The sequence below is a fragment of the Algoriphagus sp. genome (assembly GCF_029254265.1).
Taxonomy (GTDB): Bacteria; Bacteroidota; Bacteroidia; order Cytophagales; family Cyclobacteriaceae; genus Algoriphagus.
This window is the reverse complement of record NZ_JAQWXX010000002.1, coordinates 1-19,729: the sequence shown is the minus strand read 5'-3', so window position 1 is coordinate 19,729 and position 19,729 is coordinate 1. Positions and strand designations below refer to the sequence as shown.

Here is a 19,729-nt window from a genome sequence, read left to right as displayed (position 1 = left end):
GTCTATAAAGATCTAAGCCCTTTTGAGATTACAAATATAGTGAGGCGAGTAGTATTAGACCTTAGTTTTTCAGCAATTTCTCTAGAATTTGTACACCATATTTTTTGTAGTTTGTACTATAAATTTATGTTGTTTGTAGAATGAAGTGCATCGAACAGCTGCCAATCCAAGACATGCCAAAAATGGCTATGACCAAAATTTTCGATTAAAAACTTCTCATTCTGGGCCATGTGAAAACATAAAATTTTTGGATTTTCCTTCCCCTTCAATTGATCGGAGATCTCCTGTGTTCCAAGAACAGAGCCAATGGTCTCTCCATAATCATAAATCCGGGAAAAATGAGCAAATTTTTCTCCCTCAAGAAAAAACACATAGTTGCTGCAAAGTTTATCCCCTGATTTTTTAACGTAACGTTTGACCTCAAGCTTACCCATAGGGATTTCCATGGAACAAATCACCGATGGGATCAAACCCTCTATATTAAGGCATTCCATGGCAGACAGTTCCTTCTTCAAACTGGGACTGGAATTTAAAACCCTAGATTGGGGATATTGAAACCCAAGATTTTTGAGCATAACAAATGGATCAAAAAGAACAGGCTTTCCCGCATATTGGTAATCTACCCTTAAACCATTTAAAATATGCGATTTAGACTTGTAGCCTGTCAAAGCTTTGTTGAAAAAATTGAGTAATTTCATAATTAGTTAACCTTCAATTCATTAAATTTTAGATATTAGTTGTACATTGAATTGTAGTTCAAACTACATATTTTATTTTATATTATACAATTAAATGAATAACTGTTATCATTTTTTGTATAACTGTGGTTAATAATCGAGGTAGTCGGAGAAAATCTATATTAAAGGATACTGCATAGTTCCCAGGATTTTTTTTTAAAATATAAATTTGGTTTTTGGGAATTGAATTGCCTTTAAAAAAATCTAAAGGATTGAAACAATTCATAACATTGGTAACGATAATTATCGGTATTATAACGATAGGTACTAAAGCAGTTTAAAACCTAGGAAAATCAAGTGACGATAAAATATGAAAATGTAGTCTCGCCCTTTCAGGGCTTCAGGATAGATGATGATTCATTTACCCTGCACTTCGTACAGGGTCATGAATAGTCAGGCTCCTTCGGAGCTGCCATGAAGATCCTAGAGTTTCGGCTCAAAAAATGAATTAGAGATTGTGTTCCGCTAGAAAGCATGATCTGTTTTCCCTTGCTTTTATGAGGATTGACTTAAAAAAAATTCAACTTGGCTTTTGTCTTCAAAAAAAGATCCGTTTCCAGCCTCCCGCACCAACATCTCTTTTCCAAATTGAAATCCTGCGCGGGAGCGAAAATGCTGTTTAATTCTTATACCCCACAGGTTAAAACCTGGGGCTATAATTGTATCACTCCTTTGGAGCTTCTGTAAAGCGCCAGCATTGGGACAATTTTTCAAATCTAGAGTTTTAGGATAGGTGATGATTCATTTACCCTGCAGTTTGTACAGGGTCATGAATAGTCAGGCTCCTTCGGAGCTGCCATGAAGATCATCGAGTTTCAGCTCAAAAAATGAATTAGGGATTGTGTTCCGCTAGAAAGCATGATCTGTTTTCCCTTGCTTTTATGAGGATTGACTTAAAAAAACTTCTGTCTGGCTTTTGTCTTCAAAAAAAGATCCATTTCCAGCCTCCGCACCAACACCCCTTTTCCAAATTGAAATTCTTCGCGGGAGCGGAAATCCCATTTAATTAAAAAACCCCAGGTTAAAACCTGGGGCTATAATTGTATCGCTCCTTTGAAGCTTCTATAAAAGGCAAGCATTTAGACAATTTTCAAATCTTTTAATTCCTAAAGACTTTAAAAGATTGAGCTACACTAACTTTAGTAACCCGGAATCCCCTATTAAAAATTAGGCAAAACCATAAAACGGAAATCCATCTTACATCTCATGTCTTACATCTGACATCTAACACCTGACATCTGACACCTGACATCTGACACCTGACATCAAACATCCCACATCTCTCATCTTCTTTTCAAAGCACGCTTCCACCAAGGCAACTGAACTTCCTCATGGTAACCATAGCTATTATTTCCATAACCATAACCGTAGCCATAACCATAACCATAGCCGTAGCCCTTGTCTATATGAACATCATTGAGAACACCATAGATCTTGGATACTCCTCCTTTTTCTACCAGGTTATTCAGAATCTGAGTATTCCCTTTCATGGAATATCCTTGTCTAAAGACAAAGAAGTTGATATCAGAAAAAGCAAAGAGCTCCTTAGTTTCGGAAACCAAGCCCACAGGAGGACAGTCAAAAATCACCACATCATATTCGGCTTTAATTTCCCGAAGGATTTGACCAAATTTATCCTGCAGCAATAATTCAGCTGGATTTGGAGGGATTGGACCTGAAAGAATAACGTCTAAGTGATTATGGCCCGATGATTTTACTACTTCTTTCCAAGAAGTATTAGAACTCAAACAGGTACTCATTCCCTTATCATTGACCAAGCCAAAGTGCTCCGCAATTTTCGGTTTTCTGAGGTCTAGTCCAATAAGAATGGTTTTCTTGCCCATCAAAGCATACACTGCTGCGACATTGATTGAAACAAAGGTTTTTCCTTCTCCGGAAATAGAGGAAGTGAAAAGTATTGCCAGATTTTCCCGATTTGGACTGAGATAGGACATATCCGCCCGGAGCGATCTGAAAGATTCCGTAACTGATGATCTTGGGTTATTTAAAACCGGAATTGCATCCTCTGAGGTATTTCTCCCAATCATACCGATTAAAGGCACTTTGATCTGATTTTCCAATTCCTTTGGATCCTCGATTTTAGTATTTAAAAAGTCCTTAACCGTAATAAAACCTATAGGTAGGATCAGCCCAAGAATCAAACCAATCAAGAGATTTAAGCTGCGCTTGGGTGCAACCGGTAACTGACCTGTTTTGGCATAGTCAAGAATTGAGTTTTTGGGCATATTGGCTGCTTTTGTAATCTCAGCCTCAGCTTTTTTCTGCAGCAAATACACATAGATATTCTCATTGATAGAGAATTGTCTCTGGAATCCCAATAGCTTTCTTTCGGTTTCCGGCAGGGAATTCACATCCTGCTCAAGCATTTTGATCTGACTGTTTAGATCAGCGAGAACATTTTCTGTATTTCGAATCGCAGAGTTTACATTCTCCTGTAATGCGTTTCTGGTGTTTTGGATACGGGTGGCATTCTCCTTAACCGCAGGCGCCTGATCCGAGAAATTTGATTTAAGCCTGTTCTGATCTGCCTGAAGTGTACTGAGAGATTCTACCAGTGAATTCAACAGTGGATCTGTTACCCCTATTATTGAGGGTGCAACAAGCTCCATATTTTGATTATTTGCTAAGTAAGTCCGTAGGGTTTGATAATACTTCAGATTGATTTCAGTCTGCCCTCTTTCTTTTTCTAATTCCTGCAATCGCTGAAAAATTACAGAACCCTCCTCAGAAAGATTGAAAACCCTATTTTCTGTTCTATATTCCTGAAGCTTGTTCTCAGAAAAGCGAAGTGAATCAGAGATGCCGGTAAGTTGCTCTTCTATAAATCGAATGGTACTTTCAGAGGCTCTGTTTTTCTCTTTCAGCTCTCTGTCAAGATACATCTCCATCATTTTATTGATGTAATTCTCACCTAGCTTCCGAACCGGAGTCTCCAGACTTAAGGATAATATCGATGCCTGTTTATTGATCGGAGCGACAGCTAGATCAGTTTTAAACTTCAGCGCCAAAGAAGGTGTATCCACAAAATTAAAAAGAAGCACATCTTCAGGAAGAGCAGATACCTGATTCACAGTAAAAGCATAATTCTCCCCTTCAATCAATTCCCCAAAGGAATAAATGGATTTCTTAAGGATAACCTCATTTTCAGGAATTGTTTTGTAATAAGGGTCTGCAGGGTTAAAAACTCTAAACTCATCACTTAGAATTTCTATCTCAAAAGAATCTTCATTTAGGACCTCAATCCTAAACATCCCTCCCACCAACTGTGGCTGATCCCAATCTACTGTAACAAGAACAGGGGTATTTAAATAAATCTGAGAGGTCTTAAAAAAGCCTTCTGCAAAGTACTGTACATTTAAGTTTAGCTCACTAACAGATTCCTCAGCCAAAGAAAATGACTTAAGAATCCCTATCTCATTTTCAATATTACTTTTCCCCTGGAGCATTCCCAATCCACTGGATTCAAATAGATCCGTACCAAGGCTTGGCTTATCATCCACAACCAAGACTGTTGACTCTACCTTATAAATATTGGTAGCATATTTATTAAAAATAAAAGCGGACGCTATACCCAAAAACATGCAGGTCGCAATGATGGGCCAATATTGTAAATAATTGAATAAAAGTACTTTCAAATCAATTTCATCCTCCTTTTGAGGCATAAATGGAGTTTGAGGGTTTGGTTGATTTGTGGAATTGGGATACATAAATAATTACTTCAATAAATTCAAGATCAATGCTAATGCTGTTACTGCTGAGATCACAAGGGAAATAGATTGGGCTGCATTCTCACCTGCTCCGATTTCACGAACTTTCATCGGCTCAGCATAAATCTGGTCATTGGGCTGAATAAAATAAAAGGGAGATTCTATCATACCTCTATCCAAGAGGTCTATTTTATGTAATCTGGTACCTTCAGGATATTGTCTGATCAAAAGGATTTCATCTCTTTTGGCAACAGGAGTTAAATCTCCAGCATTTGCAATGGCTTCAAAAATGGTCATTCTATCTTGCAGCACTACAAATTTACCAGGGCGTCTAAATTCCCCTAATGCTGAGTATCGAATTCCTCCAAGCTTCACTTTGACATAAAGTTCAGATACAACCAAAGTTCTGAGTTTCTTTTCAATTTCTATCCTAGCCTCTTCAATGGTCTTATCTTTCACCTGCACTTCACCTACAATAGGCAATCGGATATTACCTTGATCATTGACTGTGTATCCGGTCATATAGTAGATATCTCCTCCGGATTGCCCAGCCACCTGCATTTGCTGATTGCCTCCAGGTATATTCTTACTGTTAAAACCTCCTTCAATCAGATCATCAATGGTCTGAACGTTCACATCGATGATATCATTGTACTGAAGTTTATATTCAGGAATTTCGTAGGAAATCAACTGCCCCTCAGGAATGGACTCATTTCCTTCCAGATTCTGTAGATATATAATCTTTTCGTTTGAAACACAGCTAAAGGCGGCGATTGCCAAAAAAGCAATTGTAAGACCTTTCAGAAATTTCGGCATATAGGATTCTTTTTTTCAATTAAGATCGCAAAGTTAACCAAATTAGGTTGCTTGACTGATCTTGAAATCGATAATTATCAATTTGATAAACACTTTGGCAATTTGTTTTGTGCACATTCAACCAAATTGGTTTAAAACAGTTTGTTTATTGCACTAACTGATTTTCGGGATTTTAGTCCTTGCGTTGGCTAAATCCTCTGCGGTATCGATCGCAATTGGTAAATGATCAGTCTCCACCATTCTGATTTTATAGCCATTGTCCAGTAATCGTAATTGCTCCAGCATCTCGATTCTTTCCAAAGAACTTTTTTCAAGTTGGGTGAAAGCCAATAGCGCTTCCCGACGGTAAGCATAAACTCCAATATGCTTCCAATAATACACATCAGGCAAGCCATCCCTGTTATAAGGAATCATTGCTCTGGAGAAATAGAGCGCATTTCCTGCCTGATCAGTTACCACTTTTACGAAGTTGGGGTTTTGGGCTTCTTCAGCAGAAATCCTAGTCATTAGTGTTGCCACAGATACAGATTCATCTTGAAAAGCATGCACCAGGTCAGTCAATGCCTTGGTGTCCTGATTGGGTTCATCGCCCTGCACATTTACAACCAATTCCCCTTCAATCTTTGAAAGTGCCTCCGCTATACGATCAGAACCGCTTTCATGCGCCTTTTGGCTAAAAAAAACATTCCCTCCCAAGTCCTGAATTTGAGTCTGAATGGTTTCATGATCAGTCACCACCCAGACTTCATCAAAAACTCCTGTTGCCAGGGTACTCAAATAAGTACGTTGAATCACGGATTTCCCACCCAGATCCTGAACCAATTTGGCAGGAAGTCTGGTAGATGCATATCGGGCCGGAATCAAGGCGATTTTTTTCATCAATTAAGAATAATCTTTAATGTATATCAACTTTTATGACCGTAGATTGATTTAAAGCTTAGAAAATTATGGTAAAACCCGAATTAGGCCTTCTCTGGTCTTCGGTCTTCCAAAGTAAAGTAAAAGGCATTATTAGGGATCATCATAATCATTGAAACAGGGTATTTTACTATCTAGGCAACTAGCGGGTTTTGAATAACTTTTTAAGCTTCTGTCTAAAATTCAATGATTTCTTCTTTAGCTTTTTCTTTTTGGTATCCAGGTCATCTCCATAGTAATTGTACATATACTTATTATTCTGAGAATACAGATAGGTATTTCCATAACCATAATTGTAGCCTTCATAATGGTATCCTGAATTGATAATTCCATTGAATACCCCATAGACATTTTTGACCTGCTTGTTGTTAAAAAGGTCATTGATCATCACCAGGTGATCCTTTACGGTATAATTCTGGCGAACTACATAGAGATTAATATCAAATAATCGCATCAAATCAATAGTCTCAGATACCAGTCCCATAGGTGGTGTATCAAAAACAATTACATCAAACCTAGACTCAAGATAGGTTAAAAACTCAGTCAATTTTGGAGTCTGAAGCAATTCCGCAGGATTTGGAGGGATGACACCTGAAGGCACATACCATAGGTTTTCATGATCTGTAGGTAAAACAATCTTTTCTGCCTCCACCTTACCAATCAAAAAGGTAGAAAGTCCTACTCTATCAGACTCTCCAAAATAAGAGGCCAATTTAGGTCTTCTCAAATCTCCTCCAACTACTACTGTTTTCTTCGAACCCAATGCCATGGCAGATGCCAAATTCAGTGAAGTAAAGGTTTTGCCTTCACCTGATACGGATGAGGTAACCAAGATTTTTTTGGTATTCTTTCCCGAAGCCAAATAGGTAATCGCGGAACGGAGGGATCTAAATGATTCCGCCACAGCGGATTTTGGATGCTGAAGCACCACCATATTGGTGTCTTTTTCGCTGTAACCAACAATTCCCAATTGGGGAATCATAAAATGCTTCTTGAGATCCCTTTGATCTTTGATGCTATCATCAAACATATCACGCAGGATTATAAAGCCAAATGGAAGCAAAAATCCCAAAACAATTGCTAAACCGTAATTCTGCTGTTTTTTAGGAAATACCAGCGTACCCCTTTTTGCATAATCCAGGATGGTATTATCCGATACATTGGAAGCCCTGGCAATTCCTGCTTCCGCACGCTTTTCAAGTAAATAAGTAAATAGGGACTCTCTTAATTTAAATTCTCTAAAAATCCCCGTGTATTCAGATTCTGATTCCGGCAAAGTCGAAAATTCAGCATCATAAACCTCGATTTCTGCCTGAATACTACGTTTCTTTTTCTCAGTATTTGAGATCAGATTTAATACGTTTTCAAAAAGAACATCCTGAATTTTCTCCATTTGAACGTCAATCTTCAACACTTCCGGATGGTTTTCATTGACAGTAGCCAATAATCTTCTTCTATCCTGAGAGAGGGTTACCAAGGTTTGGATAGAGCCATTCAAAAGCGGATCAGGTACACCAATAATAGAAGGAGCAATTACTTGGGAAAAATCCTTGCTCTTTTGCTCCATGTAATTCTTAATCTGGTTGAAATATTCCAGCTGATAGTCAATCTCAGCATTCATCTCATCCAGTGTATTCATCTTGCCCAGAATATTGGAGAATTCTGCAGAAACATCGAGCAACTTATTCTCGACTTTGAAATCCTGTAGTTCCCGCTCCTTCTCCTGCAGGGAATCCTGTAAAAAACCCAATTGCTCCTCGATAAAAGCCAGTGTATTCTCCTGAGTTCTATTCTTCTCTCTCAGGTCATAACCTATGTAAGCTTCCATCAGACTGTTAATGTAATCTCTTCCTTTCTCCACCACTTTGCTGGTTGTGGTCAGACGAAGTACAGAGCTATATTCATTCTGAAGGGTAACCTGTATAGCCTTTGTATAAATATCCTCCAAAGTGGCCGGATTTATCAGTTTAAAAACTATGGATTCATTGGTTCTTGCGGGATTGACAAGGAATACTGTAAACTTGGATCTGCCTGTTTCTATTGGATCCCCGAAGGTATAGGTCTTATCGTACAATGCATCATCCCCTGCGGCCATAGCAGAGTTGAAATCCATCATTCCGGATTCCTCCGGCAGAATTCGGAAATTAGTTTCCGATAAAATCTGTAATTCCAATGGCAAATCGGTTACCTGTATATGTGACCAATCCACATCAATCCGAATCGGAGAGCGATCATAAAGTTCTATAGCCTTAATCGTAGTTTTGGCGTAGTATTCTACATCAAAATGCACTTTGGAAAGCGCTTCCTGAGCCAGGGCCTTGGACTTGATTCGGAGAATGTCATTTTCCAGATTGAGACCAGAGGAAAAAATATTGGATCTATCCAGAATTTTTGATTCCGGAGAAGTATTCGTTTTGATCAGCATGGATCCGCTCACCTCATACTCATCCACAGTATAGCGGTGAAACATAAAAGTGGCAAAGACAAAAAGAAAAATAAATACCACATACCAAGGCCAATAGCGAATGTATTTTGCTACTACATACCTAATCTCGAGTGCTTTCTCCTCATTATCTAACTGGCTGAGATCTAATTTCTCCATAGTTTAATTCCCTGTGACCAAATTAATCATCAACAAAGTAGAAGCCAAAAGTCCAGCAAACAAGGCCAAAGAAGCAGTTAAATTATCTGCTGTACCAATTTGTCTGATTTTCATTGGCTCCATATACAAGATATCGTTGGGTTGGATAAAATAATAGGGGCTGGCCAAAAGAGCTCTGTCATTTAAATTGATCTGGTGTATTTTGCTTCCCCCATCATATTGTCTGATTATAAATAGCTTGTTCTTCTTTCCTAAGAGTGTGGTCTCCCCCGAATTTGCCAAGGCATCAAAAATGGTGGCTCTATTCTTGAAAATAACCTGAACTCCAACTCGATTAAACTCACCCAGGGTAGTATATCGAATCCCCGCCATTCTCAGTTTGACATAGATTTCCTCTTTGAAAAATTTATTGATCTCCGTTTCCACCTTTACTTTGGCTTCTTCTTCCGTCAGTCCTGCGATCTTGATTTTCCCCAGCTTAGGCACTTCCACATTTCCCTCCTGATCAATACTGTAACCTCGGAAATAAAGGGGATCAGAACCTCCTCCACCACCTCCACCGCCGCCCATTCCCATTCCTCCACCTGCACTTTGAGAATTCTGAAAAGAAAAGGCTTCGATCAATTCTGCATCTGAAGATGCAAAATCAATTTCCACTATATCAAATGGCTGAAGGACGTACTGATAATCAACTGTTGCAAAGGGAATAAATTCATCCAGATCAATAGGTGTATTATCCGGAAGATTTTGGAGATAGGTGATACGCTTATTACTGATGCAACTTACTGACAATAAGAGCAGTAATGCAAAATAAAGGGTTTTTCTCATACTTTTCTTTAAGGAAAAAGATAGCCAAAGATAGAAAATACTTTTTAAGCTTCTCTTTATATGATTCTAAGTAATATACCTTCGGTGAAATAAGTTTTCAACGAAATACGCTTCGCGAAATAGAGCTTTCCTGAAATACGCCTGCGGTGAAATAAGTCTTCAACGAAATTCGGTTAGCGAAATACTGCTTCGCAGAAATACGCCTGCGGCAAGATATGCTGCGCGAAATAGAGCTTTGCTGAAATAGGCCTGTGATGAAATAAGTCTTCAACGAAATACGCTGCGCGAAATAGAGCTTTGCTGAAATACGCCTGCGGCGAAATATATTTCCACCGTATTTCAGATGTATTTCCATCTCATTTCTAGTCGCTTCTACCCTTAATTTAGTGGCATTATGTTTTTTATAGGGCTAAAAATTATTCTCCAATACAGCGATTTTAAAGAGTGAAATTTGATTATAGCTCCAAATGATAAAGTTGAGAATGACCACAGAGTGGTCAAATATTAGTAGCCCCGGGTGAGGTACGAAACCCGGGGTTGAGAGAAATAGATTGATTGTACTCCCGCGCAGGATTTACCTTTGGGAAAGGAAGGTGTGTGCGGGAGGATGGAAACGGATTTTTTCCATCACGAAGAACATAAAGGCTTCGCTGAGTTATTTTTTTTTCATAATAGGGTGATCACAAGATGTAGAAGAGATTTACCGCGATGTATTCCTAAAATGTTCCAAAAAATGTTTTTTTGCTATTTTATCCAAAAACCCCCAAGCCGCCTCCACTAAATTCGTGGTAGTTCCTTCCATCCTATTTCTCCAAGCGAAGCGATGGAGTATTTCTATCGTATTTCCACTTTATTTCTCCGAGCGAAGCGATGGAGTATTTCCATCTTATTTCTATAGTATTTCCATTATATTTCAATTGTATTTCTACCTAAACCGACAAAATCTCTTTAAATGCTTATTCGAGTTGCCACTGAATCCGATATTCCTCAAATCATTGAACTGCTCAAAGTTTCTTTGGGAGAATCTCTGATCCCCAAGTCGGAGGCGCTATGGAGATGGAAGCATCAAAATAATCCTTTTGGGCCCTCTCCTGTCATTGTCGCTGAATCAGATGGAAAGCTGATTGGAATTCGAGCTTTTTTACGATGGGAGTTATCCTTAGATGGCATAATCAAAAAAGCCTGCAGGGCTGTAGATACGGCCGTGCACCCGGATTACCAAGGTCAGGGAATTTTTAAAAAATTGACGCTGAATCTGATTGGGGAAATGGAAAAGGAAGGCATAGATTTTATCTACAACACTCCCAATGCTGACAGCCTTCCGGGTTACCTAAAAATGGGCTGGGAAAAGTGGGGTAAACTGCCTTTGAAACTCAATTTCCATTTCAGTCAAGGAAAAAATAATCTTCCTATCAATCCAGAGTCCTGGAGCAAAATCAAAAACATTGTCGATAAAATAGAACAGGAAAAACTCGCACTTGCAGGATTGAATACTCATCTTTTGCCAGGATATCTAGCTTGGAGGTATAGGGATTGCCCGCTATTCCCCTATCATTTTATTTCTGATGGGGAGTCTTATGTATTATTCTACCGAATCAAAGAAGGTAAAATGGGCAGGGAGTTGAGAATCGCAGATTTCTTTACCTGTAGAGAGTTATCAAAAAAGGAAAAAAATGAAGTCAGGAAAAAGTTGAAAGATGCTGAAAAATTGGCTGCTGCCAGATTTACTTCCTATTCAGGTTTGAAATATGCCAATCAAAAAATATTGGATTTGGGGATTTTACCAATTATTCCGATGGGGCCTATTGTAACCCTTCGGCAGGTTAATCCCTTATTTAATCCCTTGGATCAGAATTGGAATTGGAGCTTAGGGGATTTGGAGGTTTTTTGATTTTTTAATTCTTCATTTCGAAGGGGTTATTCGTCATTGCGAGGGGTTAATCGTCATTGCGAGACTTTAGAACAAAACTTCCTTTTTTTAGGATAATTCAAAGTCAAAGCAATCTTTTTGACAAGGAGTAGAAAGCTAACAGATTGCTTCGAAAATGAAAGTCAACATATAATTCAATGAGTCAATTATTTCCTCGCAATGACGGTAAGGGCTAACAGATTGCTGCAGTCGTTCCTCCCTCGCAATGACGGGACAGGTGAAGCAATCTTTTTAACTCGTCATTGCGAGGGTTTTAATCAAACATTCGGGAATAATGGAATAAGCAAACCCGAAGCAATCTTTTGATTGGAGTAATTAGCAAACAGATTGCTTCGGAAATGAAAGTCAACATATAATTAAATGAGTCGATTATTTCCTGGCAATGACGGTAAGGGCTAACAGATTGCTTCAGTCGTTCCTCCCTCGCAATGACGGGACAGGTGAAGAAATCTAGTCGTCATTGCAATGGTTTTATAGATTTACTCAATGAGTGAAATCTATTAATTGGGATTCCCAATGCACTTGAATATCTTTAGAGAAAAATTCGATTCCCTTGCTCGGAGCAGTCATTCTTATATTTGTTCTTTTTGGTCTCAGCCAACCCATCCTCTCTAATCTCCAAAAAGAGCATAAATGGATCAAGGCAGGTCTGCTAAACCAGATGTTCTGGTACCATATGTTTTTTGGTTTGGTTTACTGGACTTATGCCCAATTAAATAGATCTGATTCTGTTAATTATTTTAATAGCCATAGATATTACAGGAATTGGATGGATGCCTTTGAGCCGGGCACGCTTTTTATCGAATGGGTGAATTATCCCTTTGCCACATGGCTGGGGTTCAACTATGATATGATGATGTTTTTCAGCTCTTGGGTAGGATTCTGGGGTTTCGTCTATTTCTATTGCTTTTTCAAAGAAAACCTTCGATTCAATCCAAAATTTGAGGGTTGGGATGCGATCACCATTTTTATGTTTTTGCCAAATATGCACTTCTGGACGGCATCCTTGGGCAAAGGAGCCTATATTTTTGCAGGAATAGCCATATTAACTTATGGGCTATCTTGGCCGGGAAAAAGAATACCTTATATACTCTTAGGTGGTTTTATATGTTATATGATTCGACCACATATTTTATTTGCAATTCTGATAGGAATGGGCGTTGGATTTGTTTTAGGGAAAGAAAAAGTACCTGCATATCAGAAGTACCTTGTTGCAATTGGGGCCATAGCCATGAGCATTTTTGTATATGAGGATCTATTGACTTTTCTTGGATATGACCCGAATAATGTAATTGAAAGTTTTGAGGAGGAGACTGGCCTAAATGCTCAAAGGCTACAATCTGCTGGATCTGGGGTAGATATGTCATCCTATAGTCTTCCGATGAAGTTATTTACCTTTTGGTTCAGACCCTTATTCATTGATTCTCCAAATGTCCTTGGCATCGCCATTTCATTTGAAAATGCACTATACATCTACATGTTTAGCAAAATTTTAAAGAAAAGTTTTATCGATTACATTAAGGTTGCACCTGCAATGGTGAAAATGTCAGGAGTAGTTTTTATCTCTATTTCCATTTCCATGACCTTCGTGATGTCAAACTTGGGAATCATCATACGCCAAAAATCTCAAATCATGTATTTTATGCTTTTTGTGATTATTGCATTTATGGATTGGGAAAAACAAAACCGAATCAAAAAACGAGGGGAAATATTCAATCGAATTGTAGAAGAAGAAAGAAGCCGTATCGCGGAGGCGGAATTGGTGGGGAAGTGATGGTTTAGTTGATTAGTTGATTGGTAAATTGGTTGATTGGAAAATTAGTAAATTAGTGATCAGGAGATTGGTTGATCAGTAAGTCAGTGATCAGTAAATTGGTTGATCAGTAAGTCAGTGATCAGTAAGTCAGTGATCAGTAAATTAGTTGATTAGGAGATTGGTTGATCAGTAAATTAGTTATCAGTAAATTAGTTGATTAGGAGATTGGTTGATTTTATTTCGTAATCGAGTTTCGGGAGGATTTAACTCAGAAAATGATTTTATGGCTGAACTTTCAGATTTTAGGACGCTCGAGTGTTGGAAGAAATGTAGAGATTTGAGGATCGTTTTAAAGCTTGAATTAATTTCAAAACTTCCTGCTGATGAAAAGTATAAACTCACTGATCAAATTATTCGCGCTTCAAGGTCTACTACCAATAATTTAGCTGAAGGCTGGGGAAAATTTCATTATAAAGATCAAGTCAAATATTGCTATCAGGCAAGAGGATCCTGCGCTGAACTTATTGATCATATTCTTATTGCAGAAGAGGAAGGATATTGTTCAAAAGAATTGTGTGAAAAATTGGTACCCCAAGTACAGGAAGCCATGAGATTGATAAATGGATATATTAATTACTTAAATAAAAGATCAAAAGAATAAAGCTCGAAAATTGAATTAAATAAATCTACATGATTATCAGCAATGCTAACTGTAGCCTTATTTTCTTTGCTTTTCTAGACGGATGTCGGACGACCGATAACCCATGCATACCAAATCATGTCTTATACTGATTCATTGATTCACAGTTTACTGATTACTGATTAACTGATTACCAATTTACTAATTACCCATTTACCGAATACCGATTTACTAATTACCAAATCCCTAACATGTCTCAAGCTATTTTCACAATAAGTCTCGACTTTGAACTCCTTTGGGGGATTTTTGACAAAGTGGGCACGAAGTATAGTAAAGATTACTTTTCAAACACCAGAGCACTAATACCAGAAATGCTTGATCTGTTCGCGGAAAATCAGATTGCAGTTACCTGGGCTACGGTTGGGATGCTATTTGCAGAGAATGAGGAAGAATGGAGGTCATACTCCCCTGCAAATCTTCCAAGCTATCGCGATAAAAGCCTCTCTGCATACGAATGGACTAAAGCAAATGGGATACGACCTGAAGTTCATTTTGCACCAGAATTGATTAAAAAAGTTCTTGACACCCCTCTTCAGGAATTAGGTTCGCACACATTCGCACACTATTATACCTTGATGAGGGGACAAAGCCCTGCACAGTTTCGGGAAGATTTACGTGCGACCCAAAAAATTGCCCAAGAAAAATTTGGAGTAAAAATGAACTCGCTGGTTTTTCCCAGAAATCATGTCAATGAACTTTACCTGCCGATTTGTCTGGAGGAAGGTTATACTCAGGTACGGAGCAATCCCAAAAACTGGTTTTGGCAAGAAACCCAACATGAAGACTTAAGCAAGAAATGGTTTCGGTCTGCGGATTGCTTTTTCCCTATTGCTAAGAGGACCTCTTTCCAAAAAGAGGAGTTAGTCAAACTCGGAAATGAACCCCTCCTAATTCCAGCTTCTCGAATCCTTAGACCTTATTCCAAATCCAATGTTTTATTTAATTCTGTCAGGCTAAGCCGAGTAAAAAATGAAATGAGTACTGCTGCCAGAAAGAATGAAGTCTATCATTTATGGTGGCATCCTCATAACTTCGGTACAGATCCGAAGGGTGCATTATCAGAGCTTAAAACCATTTTAATTCATTACCGCCGGCTTAATGAAAAATGGGGAATGCAAAGTATGAATATGGGCCAAATAGGTGAAATGATGAGATTACCTGATTAACTTCGGTTACTTTTGCCTCTATTTCAAACTAGATATGAACAAGAATTGCTGATTTAAAAAGCAAGAAATACCCAATTGATGACAGACCCCATTGCTAAAAATAAAATAAAAGTACTTCATCTGATTAAAAGTCTTGGGCGGGGTGGTGCGGAAAAACTAATTCCGGAGACGGCGTTGGTACACGATCAAAATCGATTTGAATTCCATTGCCTTTATTTTTATCATCAAGAAAATAATATCGTAGATGAATTTGAGCGGGCTGGGATTCAGGTTCATCTTTTCCCCTCCGGAAATCTGGGCTTATTCCTTCAAGTTCGAAAGGTCAGGGAATTTGTTCAAGCACATAAGTTTGACTTAATCCATGCACATCTTCCTTGGGCAGGAATTCTTGCTCGATCCGTTGGTAATACGCTGAAAACTCCAATTGTCTATACTGAACATAATACTTGGGACCGATACAATAAGGTGTCCTATTGGGGCAATCGAGTTAGTTTTAAAAAGCAGGATGTGGTAATAGCTGTATCCAATGAAGTAGCACTTTCTATGCGGCTCAACTCCATTTGGTCCCCTTATGCAAGAGGAGGTAGGATGAAGCTAAAAGTAATTCAGAATGGAGTGAATACTGAGATTTTTAGGAGAATTGAGAATGAGAGATTAGAGAGTGAGAGAATTGAGAATGAGAAGATAGAGAATGGTCACGATAGTTATCGGGAATCTCCCACGACAGCTATCGGGGCTCCAAATCTTCAAGTCTCTAGTTCGCTCAAATCCCAATTAGGAATTCCTGAAGAAGCCAAAGTAATCGGTAAAGTGGCGGTCTTTCGCTCACAAAAACGACTCTGGCTATGGGTGGAAATTGCTTTAGAAATTTTAAAGACCTGTCCAGAAGCACATTTTGTTTTGGTAGGTGACGGAGAGTGGAGAGAGCGTATTCTAAAACAAATTCAGGATTCAGGAAAATCTTCAAATTTCCACTGGGTGGGAGTTCAAAAAAATGTGATCCCCTACCTTTCCATTATGGATATCTATCTCAGCAGCTCTGAATTTGAAGGCTTACCCATAGCCATGTTGGAAGCTATGTCATGCGAAATAGCAGTGGTTGCTACTCGTGCAGGAGGAATTGGAGAAGTGATTACTCAGGGAAATGAAGGGTTTCTTACAGCGATTGAAGATTGGAGTGAGCTCGCAAATTATTGCATACAATTGATCCAGAATCCAGAAGAATTGAAAGCAATGAAGCTAGCTGCCCGAGATCGGGTGATTAAGGAATTTAGTATGAAAAAAATGGTAGCCGAATTGGAAAAGGTTTATCAGGATCTAGTTCCTAGGTAAGGGAATCCCCATCATTTAATAAAAATGCACTAGCCTTATTAGTTCAATTAACCAGTTGAAGTTATTAATAATGGTACTGCATTTAAATGACTTTTTGATCCTTATCAAGAATGCTTAAAAAATTATATTATAGCTCCTAATTAAAAAAACTTCCCTTATTTTTTAAATCAAGAATTATAAATCGCCCCCCCTTCCCATACTTTTTTACCGATTTACAGATATACTTATTTACTGACTTACTGATTTACTAATTTCTATTCTTTCATTCTCTATTCTCCCCATCAAAAAAAAGAAGCTAGGACAGAATCCTAGCCTCTCAATTAATCAGATATTATTTTAGATTATTGTTTTTCAGCGTTACTCTGGAAGACTCTCTTCAACAGTCAACTGAGAGATAGTCACCAAAATAGTTCCGGCAGTTATGGCATGGCCTGCCCAAGTCAGCAAAATGACTGGTACAGTTCCCGGTGCCGTTAATACTGCTGTTCCCACTGCTGCTACGACCAAACCAATCCGCTTCAATAGCTGAAAGAATGGAGGCGTAGGTGCCATGGCTCGATTTTTTATTTCATTCAATATATTCATGCGGCTTATTTTTTTGATTTTTAGAAGTGAAATAGATTAATATGTATATCCGCAATTACAACAGTAGGGAAATTTGATTTTTAGGCTGGAAGACCGAAGACCGAAGTTTGCTAAAACTGAAATCAATCGGGATTTAGGCCCTTAAATCAAGCTACTGGTAAGAAATCGGATAATCATATAGGTTAGAGAGGAATTGACCTCTTGCCCAACTGCTTTTTCATCAATTGCAGTACCTCAGAAATCCTTTTCAATTCACCCTGATGCAAAGTTTGCCGGGTTTTCATTTCAAGGAAATCTTTTTGCATTCCCCTAAAATCCTGAAACAGGTATTTCAGGAAATAGGCAATAATGGAGAGCAATAAGGATATCACCACTCCCAAAACCGTCAGCACCGTGATCGACTCCTGCATTTAGCTAAGCTGTAGGGAACAGGGATCCCGGAAATCAGCAATTCAACGACTGAGTCATTTGCCCATTCCAGCTCCAATCGCTCAAACAATTTGGAGAAGGCCAATCTTGAAAACATTGGCACCTTCGCTTCATTAAAGCAACTGAAAGGAATAAGCTCATTGCTGCCCGGGTTTAGTTCTGCCGATTTCGGGAGGATCAAGCCCTTTGTACCTAGACTAATCATCCACCCTTTGTCTTCAGTATGGATTGGCATTAAGGAATAAAGACCCTCCGACAAGCATGAATAAGCTCCATTAAAGCATTCTTTAGGAGCTTCGCGAACAATACAAATAAGTTTTGTGCCTAGCACTAACCTACCGATCGTTTCCCCGGGCTTATATCTTCTGATTAAATGGAGCCTCATACTTAGGATTTTTGTACTGCTACAATTTTTGCAGCATTGTGAGCTCCATTATTGATAGAATACTCCACGGTATTCACCAGTTGTACAAACTCCACACTCAAGACAAAAGCCCAATGTGTACCCTGCAACTGCGTTTTGTCAACCACCAAATCGAAGGTTAATGCAGGTTCGATTACAGAAAGAAGCGCTGATGTGGCCACTTGCACTGATCTGGATTCAGTATCAAAATCCAAACCTACCCCGGTTGCGCTGAGTCTCATATGGGTAGCGCCCGATGGAAGGGCGACAAAGTCCTGAGGAGAGAAATTCGGAATCCTCACCAACCAAGAGGCTGGAGAATCCACATAAATCAGTTCAAAGAACAGTGTACTTCCAAGTGAAGACAGGGCGTTTAGCTCCTTACCATTCAAGAGTGTCCAATCTCCGTCCTTAACTCTTCGATCCCCCCGAACATTACTTTCATCTGCTTTGAGAACCTGCATCATAGTCTGGGTGACTCTTTGACTCAGTCGCTTATCTCCTATTTTGGAGATTACCGGTCTTAGGGCATCCCTGAATAATTTGGAGGATTTCGCATTATCGGTAAACTCTCGGATATTCTCCCGAGTCCTCGCAAATCGGGGATCATTCTGAATTCGAGATCTTGAAACCCCACCTTTTTCCCTGGCCAAATAGCCGTCCTTTGTTTTATAGAAGGAAAGTCTTCCAACTCTTCCCTCTAAGGTTAACACACTTGTTTGTTTTGCCATTTTTTACATTGGTTTAAGTAAAACATGGTCAAATCTGTATTTAAATCAGTTTTTCATCAACTCAATGTGCAGTTTAAGTCAGTTTTTGCAGATTTAGCAGGAAAGTGGGAGGTCGGAAGTGGGAAGTGGGAGGTTGGAGGTTTGTACTTCCCTGAATAGCGTTGACCGTTTGGTTCAACATTTATTTAATTCCATCGGGCAATTATGAGCCAGAGGTTCTTCTCTTGGGTAAACTTCCAAGGGGCTCGATGCCTCTTGGAAGTTTTGTCTTCCTTCGGTATAAATATTCACCGTCGGTCTTTCTTGGGTAGGTAAATCTATTAGTTTTTTGTAAAACTCCATTGGGGTATAGTCCATTTTAAAAGCCCGATGGAGTCGGTTTTCATTGTAATGGTTGACCGCTTTTGTCACTTTTCTCTTCAGATCTTTGAAGTCGCGGATCACCCACAGTTTCAGGTATTCATTTTTGATGATTCCATTGACCCGTTCTGCATAGGGGTTTTCCCAGGCAACTAATCCCATACTGATGTGAATACTTTGTTTGGTCAACAACTCTGTATAGGCATGACTTCCATACTGAGATCCCCGATCTGAATGATGAATAGTACTCCAAGGTTGACCGTTCATTATCTGAAAAGCCATCTTCAATGCGCTGATATTCGCTTCAGTGCGCATATGGTCGCTCACTGCGTATCCTACAATCAACCGGGTGTAGACATCAATGATAAATACTAGATAATAATGCTCCCCGTTAAGGTGGAAGTAAGTGATATCACTCTGAATCACTTGGAAAGGCCTGTTGACACTCATTCCTTCAATTAGATTGGGATAATATAAGTCTCCGCTATAAGTGGTCCGATGGTAGTTTCTGACCCGCTTAACACCGTAGCCCAGCTCGAGAAAAAGCTCACAAAACTTATCCCTGCCCATCCAATTGGGGTTCAGGGTATGACTTGTCCTAGAATGAGTTTACGTAAACCGTAAACTATGAGTAGAGAAAAAACAAGAACAGGCGGTTCTTTAAGCCTTTCAGAGAGAGAGTCAATGATTAAAGAATTTTTGACAGGT

16 protein-coding genes are annotated in these 19,729 nt (G+C 39.0%); 6 read left to right on the top strand and 10 right to left on the bottom strand.

Annotated features, from left to right (window positions below; translation table 11 throughout):
- Positions 1-116 precede the first annotated feature (116 nt).
- The 6 genes from P8O16_RS00250 to P8O16_RS00225 all read right to left on the bottom strand — a co-directional run bounded on the left by P8O16_RS00250 (position 117) and on the right by P8O16_RS00225 (position 9,629).
- On the bottom strand, positions 117-698 hold the full coding sequence (locus P8O16_RS00250) for a hypothetical protein (protein WP_300309648.1): 582 nt from the start codon (positions 696-698) through the stop codon (positions 117-119).
- A gap of 1,322 nt (positions 699-2,020) precedes the next feature.
- Positions 2,021-4,420: a tyrosine-protein kinase gene (locus tag P8O16_RS00245; protein WP_300309646.1), complete on the bottom strand. Its 2,400-nt coding sequence runs from the start codon at positions 4,418-4,420 to the stop codon at positions 2,021-2,023.
- 51 nt (positions 4,421-4,471) lie between these two features.
- Positions 4,472-5,281 (bottom strand): polysaccharide biosynthesis/export family protein, encoded by an 810-nt coding sequence (locus P8O16_RS00240; protein ID WP_300309644.1) that lies wholly within the window; start codon positions 5,279-5,281, stop codon positions 4,472-4,474.
- Positions 5,282-5,434: 153 nt separating this feature from the next.
- Positions 5,435-6,160, bottom strand: a complete 726-nt coding sequence (gene kdsB / locus P8O16_RS00235; RefSeq protein WP_300309642.1) for a 3-deoxy-manno-octulosonate cytidylyltransferase — start codon at positions 6,158-6,160, stop codon at positions 5,435-5,437.
- A 181-nt stretch (positions 6,161-6,341) separates the two neighbouring features.
- The gene (locus P8O16_RS00230) at positions 6,342-8,801 is read right to left on the bottom strand and encodes a polysaccharide biosynthesis tyrosine autokinase (protein ID WP_300309640.1); all 2,460 of its coding nucleotides are present in this window, start codon (positions 8,799-8,801) and stop codon (positions 6,342-6,344) included.
- Between the two features lie 3 nt (positions 8,802-8,804).
- Positions 8,805-9,629 carry a polysaccharide biosynthesis/export family protein gene (locus tag P8O16_RS00225; protein WP_300309638.1) on the bottom strand — a complete coding sequence of 275 codons (825 nt, stop codon included), beginning with the start codon at positions 9,627-9,629 and terminating at the stop codon, positions 8,805-8,807.
- A gap of 952 nt (positions 9,630-10,581) precedes the next feature.
- Between P8O16_RS00225 and P8O16_RS00220 the strand changes: the two genes are divergently transcribed.
- From P8O16_RS00220 to P8O16_RS00200, 5 genes are all read left to right on the top strand, one after another.
- The gene (locus tag P8O16_RS00220; RefSeq protein WP_300309636.1) at positions 10,582-11,520 is read left to right on the top strand and encodes a GNAT family N-acetyltransferase; all 939 of its coding nucleotides are present in this window, start codon (positions 10,582-10,584) and stop codon (positions 11,518-11,520) included.
- Positions 11,521-12,220: 700 nt separating this feature from the next.
- Positions 12,221-13,333 (top strand): hypothetical protein, encoded by a 1,113-nt coding sequence (locus P8O16_RS00215; RefSeq protein WP_300309634.1) that lies wholly within the window; start codon positions 12,221-12,223, stop codon positions 13,331-13,333.
- Positions 13,334-13,598: 265 nt separating this feature from the next.
- Positions 13,599-13,976 (top strand): four helix bundle protein, encoded by a 378-nt coding sequence (locus P8O16_RS00210; RefSeq protein WP_300309632.1) that lies wholly within the window; start codon positions 13,599-13,601, stop codon positions 13,974-13,976.
- Between the two features lie 230 nt (positions 13,977-14,206).
- Positions 14,207-15,181: a polysaccharide deacetylase family protein gene (locus P8O16_RS00205; RefSeq protein ID WP_300309630.1), complete on the top strand. Its 975-nt coding sequence runs from the start codon at positions 14,207-14,209 to the stop codon at positions 15,179-15,181.
- Between the two features lie 78 nt (positions 15,182-15,259).
- On the top strand, positions 15,260-16,513 hold the full coding sequence (locus P8O16_RS00200) for a glycosyltransferase (RefSeq protein ID WP_300309628.1): 1,254 nt from the start codon (positions 15,260-15,262) through the stop codon (positions 16,511-16,513).
- 357 nt (positions 16,514-16,870) lie between these two features.
- Here the strand turns inward: P8O16_RS00200 and P8O16_RS00195 are convergent, their stop codons facing one another.
- From P8O16_RS00195 to P8O16_RS00185, 3 genes are all read right to left on the bottom strand, one after another.
- Positions 16,871-17,098, bottom strand: a complete 228-nt coding sequence (locus P8O16_RS00195; protein WP_300309626.1) for a hypothetical protein — start codon at positions 17,096-17,098, stop codon at positions 16,871-16,873.
- 385 nt (positions 17,099-17,483) lie between these two features.
- Complete coding sequence (locus P8O16_RS00190) at positions 17,484-17,912, bottom strand: hypothetical protein (RefSeq protein WP_300309624.1); 429 nt, start codon at positions 17,910-17,912, stop codon at positions 17,484-17,486.
- A gap of 2 nt (positions 17,913-17,914) precedes the next feature.
- On the bottom strand, positions 17,915-18,661 hold the full coding sequence (locus P8O16_RS00185) for a hypothetical protein (RefSeq protein WP_300309622.1): 747 nt from the start codon (positions 18,659-18,661) through the stop codon (positions 17,915-17,917).
- Between the two features lie 24 nt (positions 18,662-18,685).
- Between P8O16_RS00185 and P8O16_RS00180 the strand changes: the two genes are divergently transcribed.
- Entirely contained in the window at positions 18,686-18,820 is a 135-nt protein-coding gene (locus tag P8O16_RS00180) for a hypothetical protein (RefSeq protein WP_300309620.1), read from the top strand.
- A gap of 15 nt (positions 18,821-18,835) precedes the next feature.
- Here P8O16_RS00180 and P8O16_RS00175 read toward each other — a convergent pair whose 3' ends face one another.
- Entirely contained in the window at positions 18,836-19,591 is a 756-nt protein-coding gene (locus P8O16_RS00175) for a DDE-type integrase/transposase/recombinase (RefSeq protein ID WP_300309618.1), read from the bottom strand.
- Positions 19,592-19,729: the final 138 nt, after the last annotated feature.

Excerpts from the sequence above, each read along its gene's own strand:
- P8O16_RS00250 (WP_300309648.1), bottom strand. The coding sequence starts at position 698 with ATGAAATTACTCAATTTTTTCAACAAAGCTTTGACAGGCTACAAGTCT.
- P8O16_RS00245 (WP_300309646.1), bottom strand. The coding sequence starts at position 4,420 with ATGCCTCAAAAGGAGGATGAAATTGATTTGAAAGTACTTTTATTCAAT.
- P8O16_RS00240 (WP_300309644.1), bottom strand. The coding sequence starts at position 5,281 with ATGCCGAAATTTCTGAAAGGTCTTACAATTGCTTTTTTGGCAATCGCC.
- kdsB (WP_300309642.1), bottom strand. The coding sequence starts at position 6,160 with ATGAAAAAAATCGCCTTGATTCCGGCCCGATATGCATCTACCAGACTT.
- P8O16_RS00230 (WP_300309640.1), bottom strand. The coding sequence starts at position 8,801 with ATGGAGAAATTAGATCTCAGCCAGTTAGATAATGAGGAGAAAGCACTC.
- P8O16_RS00225 (WP_300309638.1), bottom strand. The coding sequence starts at position 9,629 with ATGAGAAAAACCCTTTATTTTGCATTACTGCTCTTATTGTCAGTAAGT.
- P8O16_RS00220 (WP_300309636.1), top strand. The coding sequence starts at position 10,582 with ATGCTTATTCGAGTTGCCACTGAATCCGATATTCCTCAAATCATTGAA.
- P8O16_RS00215 (WP_300309634.1), top strand. The coding sequence starts at position 12,221 with ATGTTCTGGTACCATATGTTTTTTGGTTTGGTTTACTGGACTTATGCC.
- P8O16_RS00210 (WP_300309632.1), top strand. The coding sequence starts at position 13,599 with ATGGCTGAACTTTCAGATTTTAGGACGCTCGAGTGTTGGAAGAAATGT.
- P8O16_RS00205 (WP_300309630.1), top strand. The coding sequence starts at position 14,207 with ATGTCTCAAGCTATTTTCACAATAAGTCTCGACTTTGAACTCCTTTGG.
- P8O16_RS00200 (WP_300309628.1), top strand. The coding sequence starts at position 15,260 with ATGACAGACCCCATTGCTAAAAATAAAATAAAAGTACTTCATCTGATT.
- P8O16_RS00195 (WP_300309626.1), bottom strand. The coding sequence starts at position 17,098 with ATGAATATATTGAATGAAATAAAAAATCGAGCCATGGCACCTACGCCT.
- P8O16_RS00190 (WP_300309624.1), bottom strand. The coding sequence starts at position 17,912 with ATGAGGCTCCATTTAATCAGAAGATATAAGCCCGGGGAAACGATCGGT.
- P8O16_RS00185 (WP_300309622.1), bottom strand. The coding sequence starts at position 18,661 with ATGGCAAAACAAACAAGTGTGTTAACCTTAGAGGGAAGAGTTGGAAGA.
- P8O16_RS00180 (WP_300309620.1), top strand. The coding sequence starts at position 18,686 with ATGGTCAAATCTGTATTTAAATCAGTTTTTCATCAACTCAATGTGCAG.
- P8O16_RS00175 (WP_300309618.1), bottom strand. The coding sequence starts at position 19,591 with ATGGGCAGGGATAAGTTTTGTGAGCTTTTTCTCGAGCTGGGCTACGGT.